Consider the following 23,317-nt stretch of genomic DNA (forward strand, 5'->3'; position numbering starts at 1 on the left):
TCCCGCACGGCCGATGGCTTGTGCGGGATGTTTTTATCCGACCCATTCGGCTATGCGTTTAACCGCTTCGATTGTTTCTGCGCAGTGCACGTCGAGAAAATCTGCGGGGAGTGCAGTGTCGAGGGGAATTGCCCGGCTGGCCGCGAGAGCTTCAGAACCATCGAAATTGACATAGGCCAGTCGCGAGGTGAGCTCCCCGGGAGGACGCTCAAAATCCGCGCCCGGGAGCATCGCGACGCCCGATTCCACGAGCAGGCGTTCGCATAGCTCGCGACTCTCCGTGATTCCGCGAGCAGCCAACGCCTCACGATGTTCCTCAAAATCCAAAAAGAGGTAGAACGCGCCTTCGGGCTTGTGCACGAAAATATCTGCGGTCGTCAGCGTTTCCGCGCAGGTGGTGCCAAGCAAGCGAAGGATGCGGCGGGCATGGCTCAAGTAGGTTTCGATTTCGTCGCCGCCACGGAAAGCGGTTACCGCGGCGTGCTGGATGGGCGCGCTCACTGAGGTAAAGGTCTCGCTCGCCACAACCGACATCGCATCGAGAAGCCAGAACAGCGGTTTCGGAAACGTAAAAGTGCCCAGCCGCCAACCTCCGGCGCCACACCATTTCGACAGGCCCGAACTGATGATCGTGCCTTCCGGATAAAATCGCGCGATGGAGAAATGTCCTCCACTGTGGGCGAGCTGCCCGTATATTTCATCCGAAAGGAGAATGATTTCGTATTCCCGGGCTATTTCAGCTATTTCCTGCAGCTCCTCCATCGTGTAGGTATCACCATCGGGATTCCCGGGGTAGTTGAGTATCAGTAAGCGGGGTCTGTACTGATCGTTCTCCGTGTCGAGATACGTCTTCAGTCGCGTCGGGGAAATTCGCCAGCGCTCGCTGCGGTTGGTGTGGATACGCTGCACATTGCGACCGATGATTTTGGCCTGTGGACCATACGATACCCAACACGGGGTCGGGAGAAGTATCTCTCCATAATACACCAGTTGGAGCAGGAACATCAGTTCTTTCGAACCCGGTCCGATCAATACACCATCCGGGTGGGCGTTGACGTGATCTTTTCTGCGATGGAAATCCGCGACCGCAGCACGGAGTGTGGGCAAGCCCTTGACGGGGAGGTAATCCTTCTCCGTCGCATGATTTCGCAGGGCGTTCACAATGACACCGGGAACGGGAAAGGGCGATTGACCGAGGCCGAGTTTGAAAATCCGTTTGCCCTCCGCCATGAGTGCGTTGCTCCGTTCGTTGATGGCGAGCGTGGCGGAAGCGTGTAAGCCTCGCACATTCATGTTGAGACTGATATTGCGACCGTTCATTTCTGTTCCTCAAAACGCGATGCGTCTTTGTTTCGCGGCAGGAGATCGTGAAAGAGAGAAGAAACCGGCGGTGAATAGCTCTCACCGAAGAGGGTATAATATTCTTCTTCCCAAAGCATCCAGTTGTCATGATTGTGATCGTGCACGTCTCCGAGTACGCTTTCATGTGCGTGAATCGCGGCGTGCTCGATTTCCCGCACATGCGATACCGGAAGACGCACGTGAATTCTGTGTTCGGGCACACCGAACACCTTGCGTGGCCATGAGGAGGTGCGGGATTGCGGCAAGACGCAGAACGCCAGGCGTTGCATCCAGGGGTGGCTTTCGCGCAGTTGTACGAACGCGCGTTTCACCACATGATGCATGACAATATGATCCGGATGCACGGAGCTTCCCTGAACGTCAAAGGTTATAAGCACATTCGGTTGACGCTCAAGAATCTTTTCCGAGATGTCGGATTCGAGAATTCTCGGATCGAGGTCGCGTAATCCACCGTCGGGATAATCACCTTGATACACATGGGATATGCCGAGAATTTCCGCGGCACGTTGCACTTCGTTGGAGCGCCGTTGTGCGAGATCTTCGGGAGTAATACCCAAGCGCGCGGCGTGGCGACTGCGCTCGCCTCGGGTCAAAGTGTAAAGACTGACTTCATGTCCGGCGGCAGTGAGGGCGGCTATTGTACCGCCAGTGAGGAAACTTTCATCGTCGGGATGGGGAAAAAGGCAAAAAACCCTGAGAGGCATCAGTATCGTACGCAGTTGTGAGGTGAGATGAAATCTGAAACACAGGAACAACGTCGGAGCGCACTATCGTGGTCCCTGTGAAAATACAGTGAAAGGGCATATGATGCGAATGAAGAATGCACAGTAACGATGTCCTCGCCGGCGGATCTGCGCGAGACGGTCACGCGATACTGACCGGAAAAACAGTACGAACGGATGCACTGCTCGCGCGCGATACAACGCATCGTTTGCGAATGCGCGCACCTGCTACTGTAAGGAGTACTGTGCTTAGCGATCAGCGGAGCAACTGGAGGTTTCTCCAGGTCGCGGGCTGACCGTCCAGCAACAGCACGGCGCGATAACTGCCCGATGCCAAACCGGACGCGAGGAAAACGCGCTGATATGTTCCGGCATCCTGCCGCTCGTTCACCAGCGTCTGAAGATACCGCCCGGTCTCGTCGAAGAGGAGCAGCGTCACATGTCCGGCCCTTCGCAGCTCGTATGTCAGCGTTGTGGACGGATTGAAAGGATTGGGCATGCTGGTGAGAATCACATAATTCTCATTGGCGGCCAATGGCCAGAGACAATCGCCGCTGACCGTTACGTAACCGTCATAAAAACGGGCGAGCACCGAACCGCGGTTAACGGAACTGGCGAGAGAATCGAATTCCAGAGGCGAAACGGCATAGCGAAGAATATCCGCATCATCACCGAAAAGCACGGTAAAGCGCATCCGGAACAACTCGCCGCTTCCGCTCAACGCATCCCGCAGTGTCTGAGCGTTGAAAATCAGACGTCCGTTCACATCGGTATAGGTACTGGTCCAATTACGTGCCAACAATGTGCTGTCATATTCCAATGCTTCAAGACGCAGTAGTGCCGGATCATACTGTATGTGCAACTGCAGCTCCCGAATCTCTTTGTCCCGGGCTTCGTCAATGAGCACGGGTACACGAACTTCCTTGCTGAAGCGCTCAAGTGCATCGCGAGGTATGGTGAACACTGTTACGGGAGGGATCCCGATGATGAAAATCCAATCCTCACAATACGTTTTCATGTTGCCGGATCGGAACTCCACGCGTATTGTGTCCAAAGTACCTTCGCGACGAGCGAGAGGTTGAAGCGACCAGGAAACCGTCCACACGGAATCAATCCCGAGAGGATCACTGCGCCGAATAAGAGTGCTTTCCTGGAGAGGGAGTCCGATTCCCGAGGGCAGGAGTATTGCCGCTTCAAGATTGCGTGCCGCAATGGTTCCGTTGTTTCTGATTGTTGCGCGAAACACCAGCGGATCGTACTCGAGTATGGCAATGCTGTAGTGCAGCGTATCCGCCGGAAGGGTTTCGGCGCTGCATTCGAATTCCGGCTTCAACGCAGCGGCAATGTACACCTTGCAAATCGTTGAAACCGTCGCTGCATTACGACTGGTGATGCGTACCGTGATCTCGATATCGCGCTCCACCTGTACGGGCACTGGTGCCAGGGTCCAGCGAACGCTCTCCTGCGCGTTGGCGGCGAAGGAAGGTGTGATAAGAACGCGACTTGTCACAGGTGCGATGAACTGAATATCCGGATCGGCGATGATTATCTCGGCATACACGGAATCTGCCGGATCGGTGCCGATATTCGTGAGCAGAACGTCCACGAAAAATTCGGTGGGTTGGTACAGACCAGTATTCGGATTGACGTGAATGCTGTCGGGAATAATGGTGCAATCCGCTTCGAAAAGAGGAGCACGAACCGCAGGTAAAATCAGGGTGTCGCAGCAACTCGTTCTACGGTTGAAAGTATCGAAGACGTCGACGCATATCTGGCTGGTGTCAGAACGGAAAACCGGCAAAGCGCGTAACAGCCAGGTGACGGAAATTTCCTGACCGGGATTCAAGTCTCCCACCAGTATTTCGCTCTGTGGTGAAAGCACCACGACGGCAACCGGATGCGAAAGCGTCGCTCGAACATTTTTTGCCTTGGCTGAGCCCGTATTGCGCACTTTAACAGTCCAGGTGAATGGATTCGGTGTGTAGGCCCCATTTTCAAAGCGAAGCTCGGACTGATTTTCGCAGTCAAGGGCGAAAAGCACATCACGCGCAGCGGGAATGAAGAGCTCGTAACTGCACAACGTGTCGATGATGCGGTCCCCGAGCCCGCCTTTTCCCTGGACGCGAAAACGGACGAGTACGGTCGTATCCACCGCGCGCCGGAGTACATTGAGTCTGAACACCTGGGCAAGCGAAGCGCCGGGGGTCAACACTCCGAGATCGAGGCTTTGGGGCTGACCATCCGCGAGAGTAAGACCGGGTGTTGCAACGTAAAACAGGCGAGTCTCCTTCGAAGGGGCGTCACCCTCGTTTCTGATCGTTAGTGGGAAAGCAAGCGGGTTGGGACGGTAGTCGTTCAGTGTATCAACGAACACCGCGCTTACCGATCCCGCGGGTGGACATATGAGGAGATTGACGGGTCGGTATTCCTTCTCGACCCAGATCACGATAGGACAATCCGTACGAGCGCCCTCCTTGCCCGATATCGCAATAACAATGGTATCCAGGCCGCTGATTGTCCGGGGGTTGACCCGGACGGTAAACGTCGCGCGTGCGGTATCGCCGGGAAGGAGTCGATCTGTCAGCAGAACGGAAGACGGGGAGACAACGGTAAATCGCGGATTGGATCGCGGAAACGCATAAAGGGAATCGGCATGGACCGTACCATCATTCCAGACAGCGACGGAAACGTCGAATTCTCCCGGCAGATAACGGTTAAAGGTGGTTTTGTCAAAATAAACGGAATCGGGTCCGGCAGCGGAGCACAGTAATGTGTGATTGGCGGATTGTCCGATAGCCGCAGTCGAAAAAAGAAGGAAAAAGAATCCGATGAAGGAACTGCACCGAAAACAATGGTGAAACGACCGCCGCATATTCGTCCTATCTTGAGAGTGTCATTCGGCGCACCTCGACACTTCGGGGTGTCTCCAATCGGTAAAAATACACACCGGACGGGAGATTCTCCGCAACGAAGCGAATCGCGTGTCTGCCTTCCGGCAGTACCTGATCGACGAGTACTCCCACGACACGTCCATGCACGTCGAATACCTGAAGACGAACCGCTTGCTCGGTCGACAGAGTGAATGCGATGGTTGTCAGCGGATTGAACGGATTCGGTCGGTTTTGTTCAAGCGAGGCCTCACCGGTAGCTTTGAGTGGTTCGAGGCAATCGTTCGTGACCAGAGCATTTCCATCCACGGTCTGAACACGGATGACACCGCGATTCATGACTGCGGTCAGTGAGTCGACGCGCAATGGAGTTTCACCGAAGCTGAAAACACTGGTTTTATCGTTGTAGACGCCCTCGACATTCAGGAACAGCAGTACGCCTGCATCTGTGGCGAGCGGTGTTCCCGTCGTGTAGTCGGATATTTCAACGACACCCGGGGTGAGCACAGTGGTTTTCGCGCCAACCCAACCGAGAGCGGTGAGCGACGCGGTATTCTGCGTACCGAGAAAATGCAGCACGCGGGGATCGTATTCGAAGCGGAACGTGTACTCGGAAAGATCCTTCCCGACGGTTCTGTCGATAGACACCGGTATGTTGTACTTTTGTCCGTAGCGCAGCAATACATCTTTCGGGAGTGAGACGGTGACACGCCGCGGAGAACCCTGAATGAACAGGTCGTCGACACACAGGGCGTCCGAAGCATTGTCCGCCCGGGCGATGAAGCGAAACTCCCGCAGAACATCAGCGTCCGCACGCATGGCGGTGAAGCGCCAGGAAACCGAAGCGCTCTCACCGGCACCCAGGTGAGGAGGGGAGAGTTGTTTCTGCGGACTTTCGCCTGTCAATAGCGAAACCCCCGGAGGAAGCACCAGCAATGCGTCGACATTCAGTGCGCGCACCTTTCCGATATTCCGAATGGTGTAGGTGACGGTGCAGACGGGGAATTCATACGTTCCGGTATCCCAGTTGAAAAACAGCGAATCCTCAGGAAGAGAACCACAGTCCGTCACGAGTATCGGCTCCTGACTCGCTGGAATATGTACAGACAGTGCGCAGTCTACATCCGGATGATTGTCTGACACAATGGTGATAACCATGGGAATATCGCCGGGATCGGGACGCTTGAGTGCTTTTACCTGCCAGGTAGCCCGGATGGAATTGCCGGCCGCAATGTCGCCAAGCGATTGCTCCGAAGAATTGACTATCTGCATGAACGAGCCGAGCACACTCAAGCTCACGCGTACATTTTGCGCCGTGCCGAGCCCGACATTCGTCAGATTCAGCGCAACATCGAAAGGATTGCCGAGATACTGTCCATCCAGTTCACTGATGAACAACGTATCGATAGACCAACAGGATGGCATCAGCACGGGATTTTCGGTCCTTGGAATGAACATATCAGTGCAGCACGTTCCTGTTGCGCCGATGGAATCCACGACTTGTGTACAGATGCGATAGACGCCGTCGTAGGCTCGCATTTCAGGATGAAGGCGCCATTCGAGGTCCACATGATCACCGATTCCCAGTACCGGGATATAACGACCCGGTTGCTCTCCGTCGGCCAGAGATACCATGGCGGGCAGAACGATGGTGGGTTTCAACCCGCGGCCGATGGCGGTTCCTACGTTTCTGATGCGCACCGAAAGAGTGGGATCGGGAGAATAGCGGTTGTTCTCCCAGCGGAGAGAATCCGGTGTGGTGCACTCCAGAATGTATTCCGGACGCCGGACAGCGGGTACCCAGATGGGCTGGAAACATTCGGCAAGGACAATCTGCTTTCCGAGACCGCCACGTCCGGTGATCTGAAAATGCAGTGTATCCCATCCTGCGGTGTTTCGTGGAAGCGCGCGGAGAGTCCAGGTTTCGCTGCGGGTGTCGCCGATGTACATCGTGCCTTCTTCGCGAAGATTGGCACCCACCGGAGTGAAATACTCCGGACCGACAAACATGATCTGACAATCTTCCGCGTAGGTTTCGCCGACGTTCTGCGCGACTGTTCGTACCGTGAAAGGATTGGGCACGTAGTCATAGGTTTCGTCGGAAAATTCGAGGGAGTCTTTGTCGGTGGAACAGAGAAGTGTGAATTCCGGCATGCGCACACGCTGGACCCAGACGGGGTGATAGCACCAGGCTGGGTTGGTGTCGTCTCCCTGGATGTTTACGCGCAGCGTGTCATATCCGTCAGTCATGCGGGGATTGACCCGGACTCTGAACGCACCGGAAGCCGAATGGCCCGGGAGAAGAACATCGGCTAGATTTTGTGATGCCGGAGGTATGATGGTGAAACGCGTGTCCTGCAGCAATTGCGCACGAACGTCCTTTGTCTGTCCGTTGCCGATGTTGTGCGCGGTGACCTGTATATCGAACTCCTGCGGTTCATAGTATTGCTCCCGGAAATACACGGTATCCGGGGCGGTAATGTCGCAAGCGATGGCGGAGCTGAGCGCCGGGTCGATGAGTATGCGATCCCAACACGCGAATTGCGGGAAATTATCCGCCACGACGGAGAAATAAATACCGATCGAGTCGAGGTCTTCTTGTTTTACCGCTTCGAGCGTCCAGGTAGCGGTAGCGGATCCTCCGGGTGGGATGGTGCGCGGGAAAAGGTATTGAAGATTCGATTGAGGAGCGATGAGCTTCACTGCGGATAGGTCGGTTACCAGCGTCGCACGTACGTTGAGTCCCTCGCGTGTTCCGGTGTTATACACTGTGACGCTCACATCGAAGGGATTCGGCTCATAGCGCTTTTCCGCGTCGTTCCAGTTCAGCGATCCGGGAACAGTCACAATACAATTCAGCTCCGGTTCGCGTGGACGGATCTTAATGGTACCGTTGAACAACTCCGGATACAGGCAGTAGGCCTCGAAGTCCCAGTTGATGAGTTGGACAAGCGAGTATATCATGCTCGAGACGTCTCCGGCACGGAAGTGCAGATACATCAGCACGCCCGGTTGTTGATTCATTTCGATGTGCTCGTCTATGTGCACCGCAACGCTTGAGCCAAAGGGCTGATAGGTCACCGCACGTCCTTCGAGAATGGTGCCGTCGGTGGATAGGCGGACGAACTGAAGAACGTTTCTGTCGTATCCGATAACTACGTCCGATTTGCTGAATACTCCGTTGACGGAGCTTTCGAGCATTACCGGAATGACGACTTCTTTTGTGGAACCAACATCCGCGTCGCCCAGACGCAGACGCACCGGTTGGAATTTCGAACGGTCGAGCGGCGCCTGATACGTGCGCGTGGCGCTCGCGGTGCCACCGCAATAATTCTTCAGTATCAATTCGACGGTCCGCATTGTCCCGTCGGGACAGTTCGACTCATAGTCGATATAGCATTCCTTGAAATCCTCTTTAATGGCTTCTTTGATGGAGGCGTAGATCTGCGCGATGTCCTTGCCGTCGGCGGAGTAATAGTACTGCGCGCCCGTAGATTTGGCCAGCAGTTCGAGATTTTGCTGCGCTATCAGGTCATCTTCGAGTCCATAGCCGATGGTATACACTTTCACGCCCTGGGTCTGCGCGAAGCGGATGACGGCCTGTACGGTTTTGAAGTACTGGCTCCGGTTGTCGCCTCCGTCGGACAGCAAAACGACGGCTTTACAGCGATTCTTTCCGGATGAGGCCAGCTCCTGAATTCCGACAGCGGTAGCGTCCCATACCGCCGTCCAGCCGAAGGGTACCATGGCATCAATCGCCGCTATGAGCTGCGCTTTATTTGAGGTCATTCCCACATCGAGCGTGACGAATTCTTCGAAGGACACAACCGCCGCTTCATCGCAGGGGAGTCCGTCCGGATTCATCCGTGCGATGAACTCCTTTGCGCCTCTCTTGACATTTTCCATTTTTTCACCCGCCATGCTCCCGGAGCGGTCGAGCACAAGGGCGACTGACACGCAACAATCGGGATCAGGTGGGCACCACAGCGTCGCGTTCTTGACCAGCAGACCGTTCTCGTACACTTCGAAGTTCTGCGGCTGCAAATCGTTCCGGAAAGTGCCACCGCAGGTCACTTTGTATGCGAGACGGATCTTCGGATACTGCACTTCCACGCGCTTGAACAACAATGTCGGTTGCGCTGAAGAAGGGTGTACCAACAGCAAGGCGAGGAGGATGGAACAGATGTAGCGAACCACCATGGCAACAGCTTTTAATGTGAAATCATCAGATCAGGAGCGAGTCAAGTCGAAGTATATGAAAAAATTCTTATGGAGGAAACAGAATTCGGTGTGCACTTCAGAAAATAATGAAGGAAAATGTGTTAGAGAGTTCGGTTCAGAACATACTTCAGCAAGGAACGGCAAAGAAGAGACAAATTTTTACCCTGTTTTGTTACCGCGGGATAAGAAATATCTGCAACTTTCCAGACACGCTGTCGTATCTACGCAGCTATCCCATTTCACACACACATTCCGAGGTTATCATGGCAGAACAAAACGTTCCCACGCATGGATCGTTCGCGTGGAATGAACTCGCAACGAATGATGTCGCCGCATGCAAGAGCTTCTATACCGATCTTCTTGGTTGGGAAGCCGAAGACATGCCCATGGGCGACGGTACCTATACAGTGTTCAAAAAAGGCAGTCAGCAGCTTGCGGGTATGATGGCCATCGCGCCCGAATGGGGTCCGGTACCACCTAATTGGATGGGCTACATTGCCGTGGATGATGTTGATGAAGCCGCCTCACGGGTGGAGGGACTCGGCGGCGGAGTGATCATGCCTCCGACGGATATTCCCAATATCGGTCGTTTCGCGGTCATCAAGGATCCAGGCGGCGCAGTCGTTTCCATTATGACCTTCCTCCCTATGGAATAATTTCCGAGAGGTAACAGAAAACACGGCGGGTCATTGCTCTCGAGGAATGACCCGTCGTCGCGTTTTCTATCCTGTCCGTTATTTCAATCCCCAGCGTCTCGACGTGAAAGAAAGAATGATCCGGGAGAGACCGGCAGGCCGTGGGCGCCGCTCACTCTTCGGATTTGAAGTCGAGAGCGACACTATTGATACAGTAACGCAGACCAGTCGGCCTGGGTCCGTCATCGAAAACATGCCCAAGATGGCCACCGCATTTGCCGCACACGACTTCCTCGCGAATCATGCCAAAGCTTTCATCGCGATTGGTACTCACGCTCGCGGCATCCATCGGTGCCCAGAAACTGGGCCAGCCGGAACCGGAATCGTATTTGTGTTCCGAGCTGAACAAGACGTTTCCACAACCCGCGCACACATACTGGCCTTTGCCTTTGAAGGAGTAGTACTTGCCCGTAAACGGAGCTTCCGTGCCTCCGTCACACAGGACATGCTTCTGTTTTTCGGACAGACGTGCTTGGTATTCGTCGCTCTGTTTGTCTGGTATTGACATGCTGGTTTCTCCGGAATGGATGGTTGAGTCTTGTTGCGTCTGTTTCATGACTGCGTCTTCGCGGTTCTGGGCGGTGCAGGCAGTGGAGCAGACGAGCAGAGAAAAAACACATAAATAGACGAACATCGTAGTGCCTTTCTTGACGTGGTGCGGTAACTGAATACCTTAACACGGATCGTTCGTCTGAAATTCAATTTGCGCCTTCTAGTACTGATTGTTCCGACTGACAGATTTCGGACGAAATCGCTATATTATTGCCTGACCGTACCATAGTACAGAAAAAGATCTTCACGCATGACGCGAACGACAGATACATCCTACGATCTCATTGTGATCGGCAGTGGCCCCGGAGGCGAAGGGGCATCCATTCGAGCGGCGAAAGCGGGCAAATCCGTGGCCGTGGTCGAGAAATACATCCAAATTGGCGGCGGCTGCACGCATTGGGGCACCATACCGAGCAAAGCACTGATCTGGATCGTCCAGCAGTACGCAGACATGCGGAGCAACCGCTTGTTCGACAAATACATGCGGACCATGCGCCTCGGATATACCGAGCTGATGAATGAGATAGAGAAGGTGGTGATGCAGCAGGTGCGCGAGCGGCAGGGCTTTTACCATCGCAATGGCATCGATATAGTGCACGGTATGGCCGAATTCGTCGATCCGCGTACGATACGTGTTCGTGAGGAAGACGGCAGCGAACGCATGCTTACCGCGGGGCATTTTGTGATCGCCACGGGCTCTCACCCCTACCGTCCCCCGGATGTCGATTTTTCCGGAAATCGTGTGCTGGACAGTGACACGATTCTCAAACTGACTGAAATTCCCGATACAATCACCATTTACGGTGCGGGCGTCATTGGCAGTGAATATGCATCCGCCTTCCGGGCGCTCGGATCCAAGGTGAACCTGGTGAATACCCGCGCACGTCTGCTCGAATTTCTCGACGACGAAATCAGCGACGCTTTGAGCTATCATATGCGGGATGAGGAAGGAATTCTGATCAGACAAAACGAAGAGTATGAACAGGTGGAAGTGCGGGACGACTGTGTTGTTCTGCATCTCTCGACGGGCAAAAAGATAAAATCCGATGTATTGCTGTGGGCAAACGGACGCACGGGTAATTCCGCCGGTCTTGGTCTCGAAAACCTGGGCATCGAGGCCGATTACCGGGGTAATATCGCGGTCAACGAACGGTATCAAACCAAGCATGCGCACATTTTCGCTGTCGGCGATATCGTCGGTTATCCCAGTTTATCCAGCGTCGCATATGATCAGGGGCGCTACGCGGCATCGGTTATTCTGCACGGAGAGCCGGACGGACGCATCGTCGCCGATTTCCCCACAGGCATATACACCAGACCGGAGATAGCAAGCGTCGGAAAAACGGAGCGTGAGCTCACGGCCGCAAAGGTTCCTTACGAAGTCGGCCGATCATTTTTCCGCAATCTTGCGAGAGGCCAGATCACCGGAAAAACCGCCGGTATGCTCAAGCTGCTGTTTCACCGGGAAACTCTGCAGGTGCTTGGAATTCACTGCTTCGGACAAAACGCATCCGAGATTGTCCACATCGGTCAGGCCATCATGGAGCAGCCGGGGGAGAACAACTCGCTCAAGTATTTTATTGACACGACCTTCAACTACCCGACCATGGCCGAGGCCTATCGCGTCGCCGCTCTGAACGGGTACAACCGGCTGTTCTGATATACAGCACCCTCTCGGTGAATCCATTTTTTCCATCGTTCTTTCGAACCAACGGTGATGCCGAAAGCACACGACAGTCATAGCGAGGCGCACAGCGGCGCCGAACCCGGAGGAAGCACAGCGCAGGCATCCGAAGGAAGGATGGGTATACGACCCGGACTTGCTCTTCCTCCGGACGCTTCCTCGGCCCCGTTACGCCGTCGTGCGCGCACACTCAGCGTGGATGAACATGTAGAAGGAATACGGAACGGTGATCGCGTGGTGCTTGGCAAAACCATCACGCTCATTGAAAGCCGGAAAGCGGAGCACAATCGCAAGGCCCTTGAAGTGATGCGGAGGCTGGCGCCACACACCGGAAAGGCGATCAGAGTCGGTATTACCGGTGTACCGGGCGTGGGAAAAAGCACTTTTGTGGAAGCGCTTGGAACCTGGCTGTGCGATCAGGGACATCAGGTTGCTGTGCTCGCCATTGATCCGAGCAGCAGTATCTCCAGCGGCAGCATCATGGGCGACAAGACGCGCATGGAGCGCCTTTCCGTCATGCCGAACGCGTTCATCCGTCCCTCCCCTTCCGCTGGGTCTTTGGGAGGAGTGGCGCGAAAGACGCGCGAGGCTATGCTCGTGTGCGAGGCCGCTGGCTTCGATGTCGTGCTGATTGAAACCGTGGGTGTTGGTCAATCCGAAACCATGGTACACTCCATGGTGGATTGCTTTCTCCTTCTCATGCTCGCGGGAGCCGGGGATCAGCTTCAGGGAATCAAACGCGGAATCATGGAACTGGCCGATGTCGTCGCCATCAACAAGGCTGATGGAGACAACGCGCGGGCCGCTCAAGTGGCGCGAGCTGAATATGAGATGGCGCTGCATCTCATGAAATATCCCGTACCTGGATGGCAGCCGCCCGTTCTCACCTGCTCCGCGCTTACGGGGGACGGTATCGCGGAGGTCTGGAACAGCATAGACGAATTCCGGGTTGTGATGAACGCGTCAGGATGGCTGCAACGAAAACGGCGCGAACAGGCCCTCGCCTGGATGCACGACGCAATACGTGATTCTCTGCAGGACCACTTCTTTTCGCACACGCACGTGGCCGCATTACGCGACGACCTCGAACGAGAAGTCGCTGAAGGCAGCACACCCCCCCTGCTTGCGGCACAGCGATTGTTGGAGACGTTCTTCGGCGGGGATGTTTCACCCTTGACCTGACTATGTGTTACTATTCACGGAGATAGAGCTATGAGAGTAGTACGAATCATTCTGCCTATGTTTCTCCTGGCGTTGCTTGCTGCGTGTTCGGGAAGTGAAGAACAGGTGAAGGCCGATGTACCCGTCATACGTGTTGATACCATCGCTGCCCCAGCAGTTGACACGCGCGTGTTCAAATACAATGAACGCTACTATGTGCGCGGTGCCTTGCTGGCGAAAGCCACCAATATCGACGATCCGGTACAGGCTCTCCGGGTCATTCAGCTTGTGCGTGGCGCCCATGAAGCTTTGGTCATCAGCAGTTTCGAGAATGACGGGCCAGTTCCCACCGAAACCTGGCTGGGACTGGAATTCAAAACCCTCGCTCCAGGTACCTATTCGCTCGAGCAGGTGGAAGCGTTGCAATTTTATCGCTTCTATCTCGGTGAAAAACGCAATCGTTTTGACGGTGAAAAAGTGAGCGGAACGATCACCGTTGATGAGCTGACGGACCAGGCCGTTATCGGATCGATCAACGCGGAAATCTCAGGTGTTACCAAATCCTTCGATGCCGCCCCAAAGCCGGGGAAAGTGCAGTTCAGCGGCTCATTCCGTATCGGACGCGTGAATATCGAGGATACAATGATCGGCGGTCGCTGACACGCGCGTGGCAAAACAACGAACACAGTTTGTCTGCCAGTCCTGCGGTGCCACAAGTGCGCGATGGAGCGGTAAATGTGATTCCTGTGGGAGTTGGAACACCTTTGTCGAGGAGGTGATCCGGCAGAACATCCCCGGCCGAGGCGCGCGCGCGGCACTTCCCGATGCGCGTGTGCAGCCGGTAACCGCCATAGCGGCCGCGGACGACCAACGTCTGGGAACCGGTCTGACCGAGCTGGACAGGGTTCTGGGAGGAGGTATCGTATCCGGTTCTGTCATGCTGCTGGGCGGCGATCCCGGAATAGGCAAATCGACGCTGATGATGCAACTCGGACAGCGCAGTCATATCGGGGTTCGCATTCTGTATATCAGTGGCGAGGAGTCACTCAGGCAGATCAAGTTGCGTGCGGACCGTCTCGGTGTACAGTCGGACGACTTTCTGGTCCTGGCGGAAACGAATCTCGACAGCATTTCCGCTGCAATCGATGAGCACAAACCGCACCTTGTCATCGTGGATTCAATCCAGACCGTGTTTCGCCCGGAACTCGAAAGCGCACCGGGCAGCATATCGCAGGTGCGTGAATGCACGGCCGTTCTTTTACGCCAGGCAAAGTCGAGCGGCATTCCAATGTTCATCATCGGTCATGTGACGAAGGACGGCGTGATCGCGGGACCGAGGGTTCTCGAACACATGGTGGACACTGTGTTGCAGTTCGAGGGTGATCATCATCATGCGTACCGCATTGTCAGAGGTCTGAAGAATCGATTCGGCAGCACGAATGAGATCGGCATTTTTGAAATGCGGGAAAACGGTCTTCGCGAGGTCAGCAATCCCAGCGAGGTCTTTCTTTCCGAGCGTTCGCGCGGAATTTCAGGGGCTTGCGTCAGTACGAGTCTGGAAGGAACACGTGCCCTGCTCATCGAGGTGCAGGCGCTTGTCACGCCGAGCAATTACGGCATGCCGCAGCGCACGGTCGCCGGCCTGGATGCCAGACGTGTTTCGCTTCTCCTGGCTGTACTTGAAAAGCGCTATGGTTTGCGTGTCGGTCAATACGATGTGTTCGTCAATATTGCCGGAGGGGTACGTATAGACGAGCCGGCTATTGACCTTGCGGTATGTGCCGCAGTGGTGTCAAGTGCCAGGGATCTCCCCATAGATCATGCGACGGCCATAGTCGGGGAGGTGGGGCTGGGAGGTGAGGTACGCTCCGTCAGTCAGCTGGAAAAGCGCGTTGCGGAAGCGGCCAAACTCGGGTTCAAGCGCATTGTGCTTCCCTCGGGCAACCTCGCCGAGTCGAAACGGAAAGATATCGAGGTCGTGGAGGTCGAACTCCTTCCCGAAGCGATTGAAATTCTGCTCAGATAATTGTGCGGATAGTCTGCCTTGTCTGTAGCTTCGTCTTGCCACCGTGTTGCTGTTTCCAGAAGCGCCACGCAGCACCCCGGAGTCATTTAGCCGAATGAGGGCAGAGTTTGATGTTCGCGTCTGCGGGGAGCAGGGCAAAAAATTCTCCGGGGAACTTATCCGGCGGCATTTTCTGTATATTGCTTTATGTATTGTCCCAATTCAAATTCTCAAGGAAACTCATGAAACGACTGCAGCTCACTCTCGCCGTTCTCCTGTTCGCGGCCGCTTCGCTTCACGCTCAGGTAGGAGAGCAGGCACCGGCGTTCTCGCTGAAAAATGCTGAAGGGAAGGACGTCTCCCTGGCAGACTTCAAGGGAAAAATCATCGTATTGAATTTCTGGGCCACCTGGTGTCCCCCTTGCCGCGCGGAGATTCCTGACTTTATCCGTGTGTATAAAAACTATAAAGCAAAGGGTGTCGAGATTGTCGGCATTTCCCTTGACCATAAAGGATGGGATGTGGTGCGTCCTTTTCTGAAGAGCAACAACATAAATTATCCGGTATTGCTCGGCGACCAGAAAATCGCGCAGTCGTACGGGAATATACGATCCATTCCCACCACCTTTATCATCGACCGGAAGGGAAAGATCGTGGATTCGCATGTCGGCGCCATGTCGGAGAAAGACCTCGTAAAGAGATTCGAGAAGCTGCTCTGACGCATTCACCCGGGTTCTGGTAAAAAAGAAAATGACAGCTCGGCGCTGTCATTTTTCTTTGAAGCGTTGGCATAGGCGAACGATGTCTCGATCATTGATGGAGCTTCGGGTGGGGTTGGGCACGCGTGCGGTGAGAGCTTACGTGGTATCGAGTCGCCGTGCAAGATAGAGGTCCGCCAGCACGAGGGCTGCCATGGCTTCGATGACGGGTACAATGCGCGGAGCGATGCAGGGATCATGCCTCCCCTGCTGTGCCATTCGTCCTACCGTGCTCGTCGGTTTGATGGCGACGGACAGCGTTATCCTTTCTCCCGTGGTTATTCCACCCTGAATGCCATGCGAAAGCAGTCCGGTGCCGGCATCACTCCCCTCCTTTTGTACATGGAACGCTGAGCCGGGCAGTCGGACATCCTCGAACGCGCCTCCGAGGGTAACACCGCTTACGGCGCCAATACTCATGATGGCCGCTGTGAGCAGTGCTTTCGCTTTGTTGAATACGGGTTCACCCAGGCAGGCGGGCGCACCATCGATACGGAGCTCTATTACTCCTCCCCGCGAATCCCCTTCGCTCGCGCAGCGCTTCAGTTCCTCCGCAATGCGTTTGTCTGCCGCCGGGTCGGGACAACGGCTGACATAGGAGTCAACAATTTGGCGTGTAATCGGTGTTTCTGGCAGTGTGGCGCGAATGTCTCCAACCTCGCTAACGAAAGCGGTAATTTCAACGCCCTGGGGAAGAATACGCTCAGCGATCGCTCCACCAATGACACGCGCCAGCGTCTCGCGTCCCGAGGATCGTCCACCGCCGCGATGATCACGCACACCGAATTTCCTTTCCCAGACCTTGTCCGCATGGCCCACGCGGTGAATATCAGGAGAATAATCGACGCTTCGCGCATCCATGTTTCTTACGATGACCGCGATGGGAGTACCCAAAGTGGTGTCGTTGAAAACGCCACTGAGTATTTCCGGGACATCCTCCTCTGCGCGTTGCGAGGTGACGACGGACTGACCCGGGCGGCGTCGGCGCAACGCGCTTGTGATATGTTCAGTCGTGAGTCGGATTCCGGCAGGTACTCCGTCGAGAACCGCTCCGATCGCCGGGCCATGCGACTCACCGAAACTGGTCAAAACAAGAAGGTTACCGAAGCTGTTGCCGCGCATGTGTGTGTCATTAAAACGTTGTGAGCAATGCGTCGTTCGTCCCGAGCTGCCAGATTTTTCTCTGTGCTGCAGCCTGATGTTTATAAAACGTCATGCCATTGAAAAACGCGCCGGCTTGGACGGGTGCGGGATCAATCGTGCGATAGCGCAGGTCGAACCAGGCGTCACAGGAGGGGGCGCCCTCGGAGGCATTTTGTCCGGAAGCGTTGACTATGAGATTGTAATGCTCCGTCTGTTGTCCGTCCCAGCCGCGACGCGCGCTCACGGTCTTTACGGTTTGCCAGCCGTCCTTGGCAAGCGCGCGGCAGAGAGCGTCGGACACTCCCCCCTCTCCGAAAACCACTGCTGTGCCGGGAATAATGCCCTTCTGCTTGATCTCCTCAAGAGCTGCCGTCATCCCGTCTTCATCCGTGTCGAAGAGCAGGAAGCTCCCTTTGATAAGTGCGAGGGTGTTCCCCGCTTTCAGATCGATTTCGCAGCCGACAAAGTTGGATTCATACACTGCGCGTTTGAGCGGAGCAGTAACCGAAAGTCCTTTGAAACCGATCTGCGGCAGTAAATGCAGGCAATTATCTATCTCGGCGGCAGCGAGAGGGATTTTGACATAGACGCTGTCGATTTCCGAGAAAGGAGCACAGGCTGTGTGAAAAATATCGCCGATACTTTCATCTACTTGTCCCCCGATCACTCCATAGAATGAAACGGGTGGCTTGGCGGTGCAGTGCGGGAGGAAGTAATCCACCCCCGGTGGGAGCTGTGAGCGTTCAAGACAACCGCTGCTGATGAAATTGATCGCGTTTCCCGCGAAAAGGCGTTGGATGCGCATCCAATTCCACCGTTTACCCTGCGGGAAGAAGTTGATCCTGTTTCCGGCTTTCTCATGCACTTTGTAGAGCTGATTGGCATAGCGCAATTCGACCCAGGATTTGACGCGCGGAGCATACTTCAGCATGAGCTGCGCACTCCAGGCGGGATAGGAGGTCGCTATGAAATCCGGAAGCGATATGAGATACTCGAAGAATTCCTTGTACACATCGTCCGGATGTGTGGAGAAAATCAACGGCCGCGGTTCGATGCCGCGCAAGTCGAGATGCTGTATAAAAGCGGTATCACAATCAAACATGTCCGCGCGCGTGGCACGCGCGAAGAAGCCGGAGTCCTTACTGCGCAGCGAAGCAAGGACCGGGACAGGCACTTCCGGTATTTCATTGAACATGTCTGACCGGATCTCGACGCCAGCCATACCAAATAGCTTCGCCTGAGCAACACAACGAGGAAGATCGTCTTTGTCACGGGGTCGCATCCAACTCATACGCATGACTGGTGATGCATGGGCCGAAATCAGCCAGTCAGCCAGAATTCGCAGGCGCGTGGCAGCCTGCTCAATGCCGCAACCGCGCTCGATACGGAGTTGAACATGCGCTGATCGTCGATAGTGCTCTTCACGGCTCGTTTTCATCCAGGTGATTTCCTCCTCCGCAGAAATATCCGGTTTGAGACGCGCGCGCGTGGCAAGGGCATCCTCTTCCCATCCCTCGCGGTAAATCCAGATCACGAAGATATCGGCGGGGATGTCGCGTAATCCACCGCCTGCGGATATTACTGCAGTGGAGGTGCTTGCGCGGACCGACGCGAGCGTCTCAACCTCCAGGGTACGGAAAGCGGCTTCGTCGTCTCGGACCCATGTTGCAGCGGATGTACCAGTTCGGGATTGAATTTCATCATCCAGATCGATGAATGGAAAGGTGAGATCGGCGGCGAGGAGACGGCCAAGAGTGGTTTTTCCTGAAGTTCTGTGACCGATGAGTAGTAGGGAGCGATTCATGCGGGCTGTCGCTTGTGGCGGTATCGAACACGCAATGTACAAAAAAAATCAACGTGTCCGCTTTACCTGCCCTGCTGAGATGCAGAACGCGCGGCAAAAAGCCATCATGATGATCGTCTGAACGCAGGAGGGATTCCCGGGAACGAGAGGGAGCTTTGCGGCACAACAGAGCAGCGCCCCGCGTCGTCGTACGCAGCAGTGCGGATCAAACGCGCTGCCTGCGGCATGCTGCCCGATACCAGGAAGTGCGACATTCCACATACCGCGATATTCCCGCAGTATTCCGAGCACATTTTCAGATCGAAGTTCCGTATTTTTTCATTGACCATGGTTCAGTACTCAAACCGTAAGGATACAATGAGCAGCACCTTTTCGCGACGCATCGGCGCCGGGCGCATCGAAGGCCTCGGACAGTCCATATTTTCCGTCATGACCCGTTTGGCGCAGCAATACGACGCGGTGAATCTGGGCCAGGGATTTCCGGATTTTGACGGGCCCGAATGGCTGGTGGAAGAATACGCGAGGGCTCTGCGATCCGGACGAAATCAGTACGCGCCCATGCAAGGTACAGCAGCGTTGCGTAAGGCCATTGCAGCGTATCAACGAGAATACTGGTCGCTGGAATGGGATACCGAGGAGGAAATTACTGTGACTGCGGGAGCGACGGAAGCATTGCTGTCCACAGTTCTGGCCCTGGTCAATCCGGGAGACGAGGTTATTCTCTTCGAACCGTACTACGATGCGTATATTGCCGATGTCCGGCTTGCCGGAGGGACGCCCCGCTTCGTCACCCTGCACGCTCCCGATTTCCGTATAGAGGCGCAAGCACTGGAGGCTGCTATCACTCCGCGCACACGCCTGATTCTGCTCAATACGCCGCACAATCCAACGGGGCGCGTCTTTTCCGATGAGGAGCTCCGCGTGGTCGCCGCGGCGGCAATGGAGCACAATCTCCTCGTGGTAAGCGATGAGGTGTATGAATTTCTGACGTACGGCCACGCACGGCATATACCATTCGCATCGTTACAGGGTATGCGTGAGCGTACCGTGACCGTGTCGTCAACGGGAAAGACTTTCGGCATGACGGGATGGAAAATCGGTTATGCCATGGCTGCCGGTCCACTGACCGCCGCGATTCGGGGTGTCCATCAGTTTGCGACGTTTGCGGTGAATACTCCAGCGCAACTGGCCATGGCGCAGGCGCTTCGTCGCCTGAGCGAATATTTGCCGGATTTCAGGGTGGCGTATCAGGGTAAACGAGACCTGCTGTTGCGGGAGCTCACGGACACGGGCTACCACTGCATACAGCCGGAGGGCACGTATTTCACCATGATGAGAATCCCCGCGACCGTCGGCCGCGGGGATATCGAGCTTGCGGAGCACCTGATACGGGAGTACCGCGTCGCGGTCATCCCTCCTTCGGTGTTTTACGGACGCAGCAATGAGGGTTCATTCATGCTGCGCTTATGCTTTGCGAAACGCGAGGAGACGCTGACGGAAGGATTGAGACGCCTCCGAAGCGCATTAGTCGCGATTTGAGAGCAGACCGATGAGTCCGCCGATGAGCAGACCGACACCGAAAGCGCCCAGTACAGTGCTGAACGGGTGAATCTTGATATAATCTTCGGACTTGCGCAGGGCGGGATCAATATTTTCCTCACGGAGCCTGTTCATCTGCTCCCGCGCATTGCGTTGGAACTGAGAGGCTTTCGCCTTGATGCTGTCCGCGAAATCCTGCGAACGGGTATTGAGATCGTCGAAGCCCTGCGCTATGCGTTCCTTGGTTTCGAGATAGGTGGCGTACAGATCATGCAGTTTAGATTCGACGACGGCTTTCTGTTCTCCGTAGCGCTCGGAAATCAAGTCGATCAGCCCGGAGAAATTGCCTTTGATGTTGATGAGCTCTTCGTCCTTGAGCTGATCCCATTTCACGGCAACGTGACCTTTGAAGCCGTCCCATTCGTGTTCAAAGCGTGGTAAGCTCATAATTCCTCCTTGTGCTGCTTTCGGTCAATGAAACGTCTGTGATTGTCGGACCTACAATGTACGGCAACGGAAAGTCTCTGTAAAGTCAAAAAAACGGCAACAGAGTCGTCCCGAGTGTTCCGACCATCAGCCCGGGGAGACGAACCATTGCGCGGATGATCTCATTGCTGTGATGTCACTTACGAAATGGGCCGGTGACCGCCCATGTGGACTGGCAGGCACACTCAGTAAGACGGAACTTGACTGCATCACAACGACCCGCTGTCATTGACGAAATCTAAGCTGCGCGCGATGGCGCCACCGGATTTTGGAAACTATTCTTGCCGCAGAAAGTGCCGTAAGAGACGATGCATGCGAAGGTGTACTCAGCGTGGCTCTTGGAGGCAGATTGAACTTCCGTTGACCACTCGGTATATTGAAGCTCTTTCCAAACCACTTCGGAGACTTCATGATCAGGCGCATTTCCATACCGCTTCTCCTCCTCTCAACCCTGCTGTTGGGCTCGTGCAATGTGTTAAAAGAAATGCAGAAATCCATCACCAATCTCAGTCGCTGCAAATTCAAATTGGAATCCGTCAATGGCTTTTCCCTGATGGGTGTAAATCTTTCGAACAAGTCTTCTCTGTCCGATTTCAGTGTGATGGACGGAGCGAAACTTGCCGCCGGGTTCGCGCGCGGAGAGTTTCCCGCATCGTTCACATTGAATGTCGCTGCCATCAATCCCAACGACGGCACCGGTGGTACGCCGCAGACAAGCGCGACGCTCACCAGTTTCGCCTGGACACTGATACTGGACAACACGCTGACGATCAACGGCAATATCACCGATCCCATCACCATTCCGGGAACGGGTCAACAGAGCATCATTCCCCTGCAAATGAATCTGGATCTGGCGAAGTTTTTCAAGGACAAAGGTTATGAAAGCGTGGTGAATCTCGCGCTTGCGCTGGGGGGGGTGAACAGCTCGCCGTCACGCATCACCCTGAGAGCGACTCCGCGCATTCGCACATCGCTCGGGGATATTACCTACCCGGGTGCGATCGACATCATTGACAAGGAATTCAAAGCGCAGTAACAACATCGTCAGTCGGAGTGTATCGCTCGATAGAAGCCTTTTCCTCCGCATTGCATTGCCGGATGGGGTGATGCACGGTATAAACGAACAAGGGCGCGGAAATCCGCGCCCTTTGTTATGCGGTGAAGAATCACCGCAACGTTCTCATCGGAGGTGTGATTCAGCGGCTGGCCTGTGCTTCCCCCGCATCGAGCTTGACGAGGCGACGTGCACCCACATAGGTCCGGTTGTAGTAGGGATGATCCAGACTGGAAATGATGACACCGTACTTCGTGCTCGCATGCGCGAAGAGATTTTCTCCAACGTAAATACCGACATGCGAAACAGCGGCGCGGCGACGGCGGGTTTTGAAAAAGACAAGGTCGCCGACCTTTAAATCATCGCGCTTGATCGTGTCCCCGACGCGAAATTGTTCGTTCGAGCTGCGCGGTAAACGAAGTCCGAGAGCGCGGTTGTACACGGTGCCGGTAAAGGCCGAGCAGTCCAATCCACGCGTGGCATCCATACCGCCGTAACGATAGGTCAGGCCGAGCAGGTTGATGATTTCCCGCATCATTTCCGGACGGTTGATCGAGGGATTGGCCTCGAGCGCCGATTTTTCGGCATTGGCCATAGTCTGGGAAATCACCTTTTCCATGACCAACGGACTCACGGCGGGGACATCCTCGCCATCAAAGTCGTCACCCTCGGCGAGTTCGTCCTCCACTTCCTCCACATCGAGGCCGAGTTCATCCACACGCAACGACAGCGTGCTGGCTGACTGGTTCACGATCAGTCGCTTCACTTCGTCCTGATCTGCGGGAAGATCGGCGTTGAGTTTTGCCTGTTCCTTGATATTGGAGTAGGATGCGACGGTCGCGGGATCGATGAGGTCTTTAGAGGAGCGCTGTGCCTGCGGGAGCTGGTCGGGAGCGAAAGACGTGCTTGAGGTTCTGAATCGTGGCAGGGGTTCGAGCGAGGAACAGGCTCCGAAGAGCAGGCCTGCCAGGGGAAGCAACAATATGAAAGAACGCGGAAATCGGAGCGTCAGTCTCACCTGTGGTTCCTTCTCATTAGTGAATGGGAAAGAACGCCGTTACCTGCTACTGCTTCCGTGCGACCGAGGTACCGTCAGGAAATCGGAGACATACCACCCCAGCGGGAGATATCTTTCTGATTCTCTTTGCGTGTCGGTACCGTCATTCGGCTGTGTGGAAACAATGATGCAACAGGAGCTGTGACGTTCGTAATTTGAAACAGTGATGGCACCGGTCATGTGATC

Annotated in this window: 17 protein-coding genes; 8 read left to right on the forward strand and 9 right to left on the reverse strand. The window is 55.1% G+C overall.

The window, feature by feature from the left end:
* Positions 1-33: 33 nt before the first annotated feature.
* The 4 genes from M5R41_13730 to M5R41_13745 all read right to left on the reverse strand — a co-directional run bounded on the left by M5R41_13730 (position 34) and on the right by M5R41_13745 (position 9,172).
* Positions 34-1,320: an aminotransferase class I/II-fold pyridoxal phosphate-dependent enzyme gene (locus tag M5R41_13730; GenBank protein MCZ7557454.1), complete on the reverse strand. Its 1,287-nt coding sequence runs from the start codon at positions 1,318-1,320 to the stop codon at positions 34-36.
* Entirely contained in the window at positions 1,317-2,066 is a 750-nt protein-coding gene (locus M5R41_13735; GenBank protein ID MCZ7557455.1) for a PIG-L family deacetylase, read from the reverse strand. Before M5R41_13735 ends, M5R41_13730 begins: the two co-directional genes overlap by 4 nt.
* A gap of 274 nt (positions 2,067-2,340) precedes the next feature.
* The gene (locus M5R41_13740; protein ID MCZ7557456.1) at positions 2,341-4,956 is read right to left on the reverse strand and encodes a cohesin domain-containing protein; all 2,616 of its coding nucleotides are present in this window, start codon (positions 4,954-4,956) and stop codon (positions 2,341-2,343) included.
* Between the two features lie 7 nt (positions 4,957-4,963).
* Positions 4,964-9,172, reverse strand: coding sequence for a VWA domain-containing protein (locus M5R41_13745; protein MCZ7557457.1), 4,209 nt, complete (start codon positions 9,170-9,172; stop codon positions 4,964-4,966).
* Positions 9,173-9,456: 284 nt separating this feature from the next.
* Here M5R41_13745 and M5R41_13750 point away from each other — a divergent pair, with 284 nt between their 5' ends.
* Positions 9,457-9,849, forward strand: a complete 393-nt coding sequence (locus tag M5R41_13750) for a VOC family protein (GenBank protein ID MCZ7557458.1) — start codon at positions 9,457-9,459, stop codon at positions 9,847-9,849.
* A 151-nt stretch (positions 9,850-10,000) separates the two neighbouring features.
* Here the strand turns inward: M5R41_13750 and msrB are convergent, their stop codons facing one another.
* Positions 10,001-10,396 carry a peptide-methionine (R)-S-oxide reductase MsrB gene (gene msrB / locus M5R41_13755; GenBank protein MCZ7557459.1) on the reverse strand — a complete coding sequence of 132 codons (396 nt, stop codon included), beginning with the start codon at positions 10,394-10,396 and terminating at the stop codon, positions 10,001-10,003.
* A gap of 294 nt (positions 10,397-10,690) precedes the next feature.
* On the opposite strand from msrB, the gene sthA reads away from it, so the two are divergent.
* The 5 genes from sthA to M5R41_13780 all read left to right on the forward strand — a co-directional run bounded on the left by sthA (position 10,691) and on the right by M5R41_13780 (position 16,009).
* The gene (sthA, locus tag M5R41_13760) at positions 10,691-12,100 is read left to right on the forward strand and encodes a Si-specific NAD(P)(+) transhydrogenase (protein ID MCZ7557460.1); all 1,410 of its coding nucleotides are present in this window, start codon (positions 10,691-10,693) and stop codon (positions 12,098-12,100) included.
* Positions 12,101-12,157: 57 nt separating this feature from the next.
* Complete coding sequence (meaB, locus tag M5R41_13765) at positions 12,158-13,306, forward strand: methylmalonyl Co-A mutase-associated GTPase MeaB (protein MCZ7557461.1); 1,149 nt, start codon at positions 12,158-12,160, stop codon at positions 13,304-13,306.
* Between the two features lie 30 nt (positions 13,307-13,336).
* Positions 13,337-13,945, forward strand: coding sequence for a hypothetical protein (locus M5R41_13770; GenBank protein ID MCZ7557462.1), 609 nt, complete (start codon positions 13,337-13,339; stop codon positions 13,943-13,945).
* A gap of 7 nt (positions 13,946-13,952) precedes the next feature.
* Positions 13,953-15,311, forward strand: coding sequence for a DNA repair protein RadA (gene radA / locus M5R41_13775; GenBank protein ID MCZ7557463.1), 1,359 nt, complete (start codon positions 13,953-13,955; stop codon positions 15,309-15,311).
* Positions 15,312-15,532: 221 nt separating this feature from the next.
* The gene (locus M5R41_13780) at positions 15,533-16,009 is read left to right on the forward strand and encodes a TlpA family protein disulfide reductase (protein MCZ7557464.1); all 477 of its coding nucleotides are present in this window, start codon (positions 15,533-15,535) and stop codon (positions 16,007-16,009) included.
* A gap of 138 nt (positions 16,010-16,147) precedes the next feature.
* On the opposite strand, the gene aroC is transcribed toward M5R41_13780, so the two are convergent.
* Both aroC and M5R41_13790 read right to left on the reverse strand, forming a co-directional pair.
* Complete coding sequence (gene aroC / locus M5R41_13785; GenBank protein ID MCZ7557465.1) at positions 16,148-17,170, reverse strand: chorismate synthase; 1,023 nt, start codon at positions 17,168-17,170, stop codon at positions 16,148-16,150.
* Positions 17,171-17,180: 10 nt separating this feature from the next.
* Positions 17,181-18,995: a hypothetical protein gene (locus tag M5R41_13790; GenBank protein MCZ7557466.1), complete on the reverse strand. Its 1,815-nt coding sequence runs from the start codon at positions 18,993-18,995 to the stop codon at positions 17,181-17,183.
* A gap of 357 nt (positions 18,996-19,352) precedes the next feature.
* Here M5R41_13790 and M5R41_13795 point away from each other — a divergent pair, with 357 nt between their 5' ends.
* A complete protein-coding gene (locus tag M5R41_13795) occupies positions 19,353-20,534 on the forward strand; it encodes a methionine aminotransferase (GenBank protein MCZ7557467.1) in 1,182 nt (393 codons plus the stop codon).
* Here the strand turns inward: M5R41_13795 and M5R41_13800 are convergent.
* A complete protein-coding gene (locus M5R41_13800) occupies positions 20,520-20,981 on the reverse strand; it encodes a hypothetical protein (GenBank protein MCZ7557468.1) in 462 nt (153 codons plus the stop codon). The genes M5R41_13795 and M5R41_13800 overlap by 15 nt on opposite strands.
* A 448-nt stretch (positions 20,982-21,429) precedes the next feature.
* Between M5R41_13800 and M5R41_13805 the strand changes: the two genes are divergently transcribed.
* On the forward strand, positions 21,430-22,056 hold the full coding sequence (locus M5R41_13805; GenBank protein MCZ7557469.1) for a hypothetical protein: 627 nt from the start codon (positions 21,430-21,432) through the stop codon (positions 22,054-22,056).
* 160 nt (positions 22,057-22,216) lie between these two features.
* Here M5R41_13805 and M5R41_13810 read toward each other — a convergent pair whose 3' ends face one another.
* Positions 22,217-23,092: a C40 family peptidase gene (locus tag M5R41_13810; GenBank protein MCZ7557470.1), complete on the reverse strand. Its 876-nt coding sequence runs from the start codon at positions 23,090-23,092 to the stop codon at positions 22,217-22,219.
* Between the last annotated feature and the right edge of the window lie 225 nt (positions 23,093-23,317).

This window comes from Bacteroidia bacterium (assembly GCA_027493955.1).
Lineage (GTDB): Bacteria > Bacteroidota > Ignavibacteria > SZUA-365 > SZUA-365 > JAOSJT01.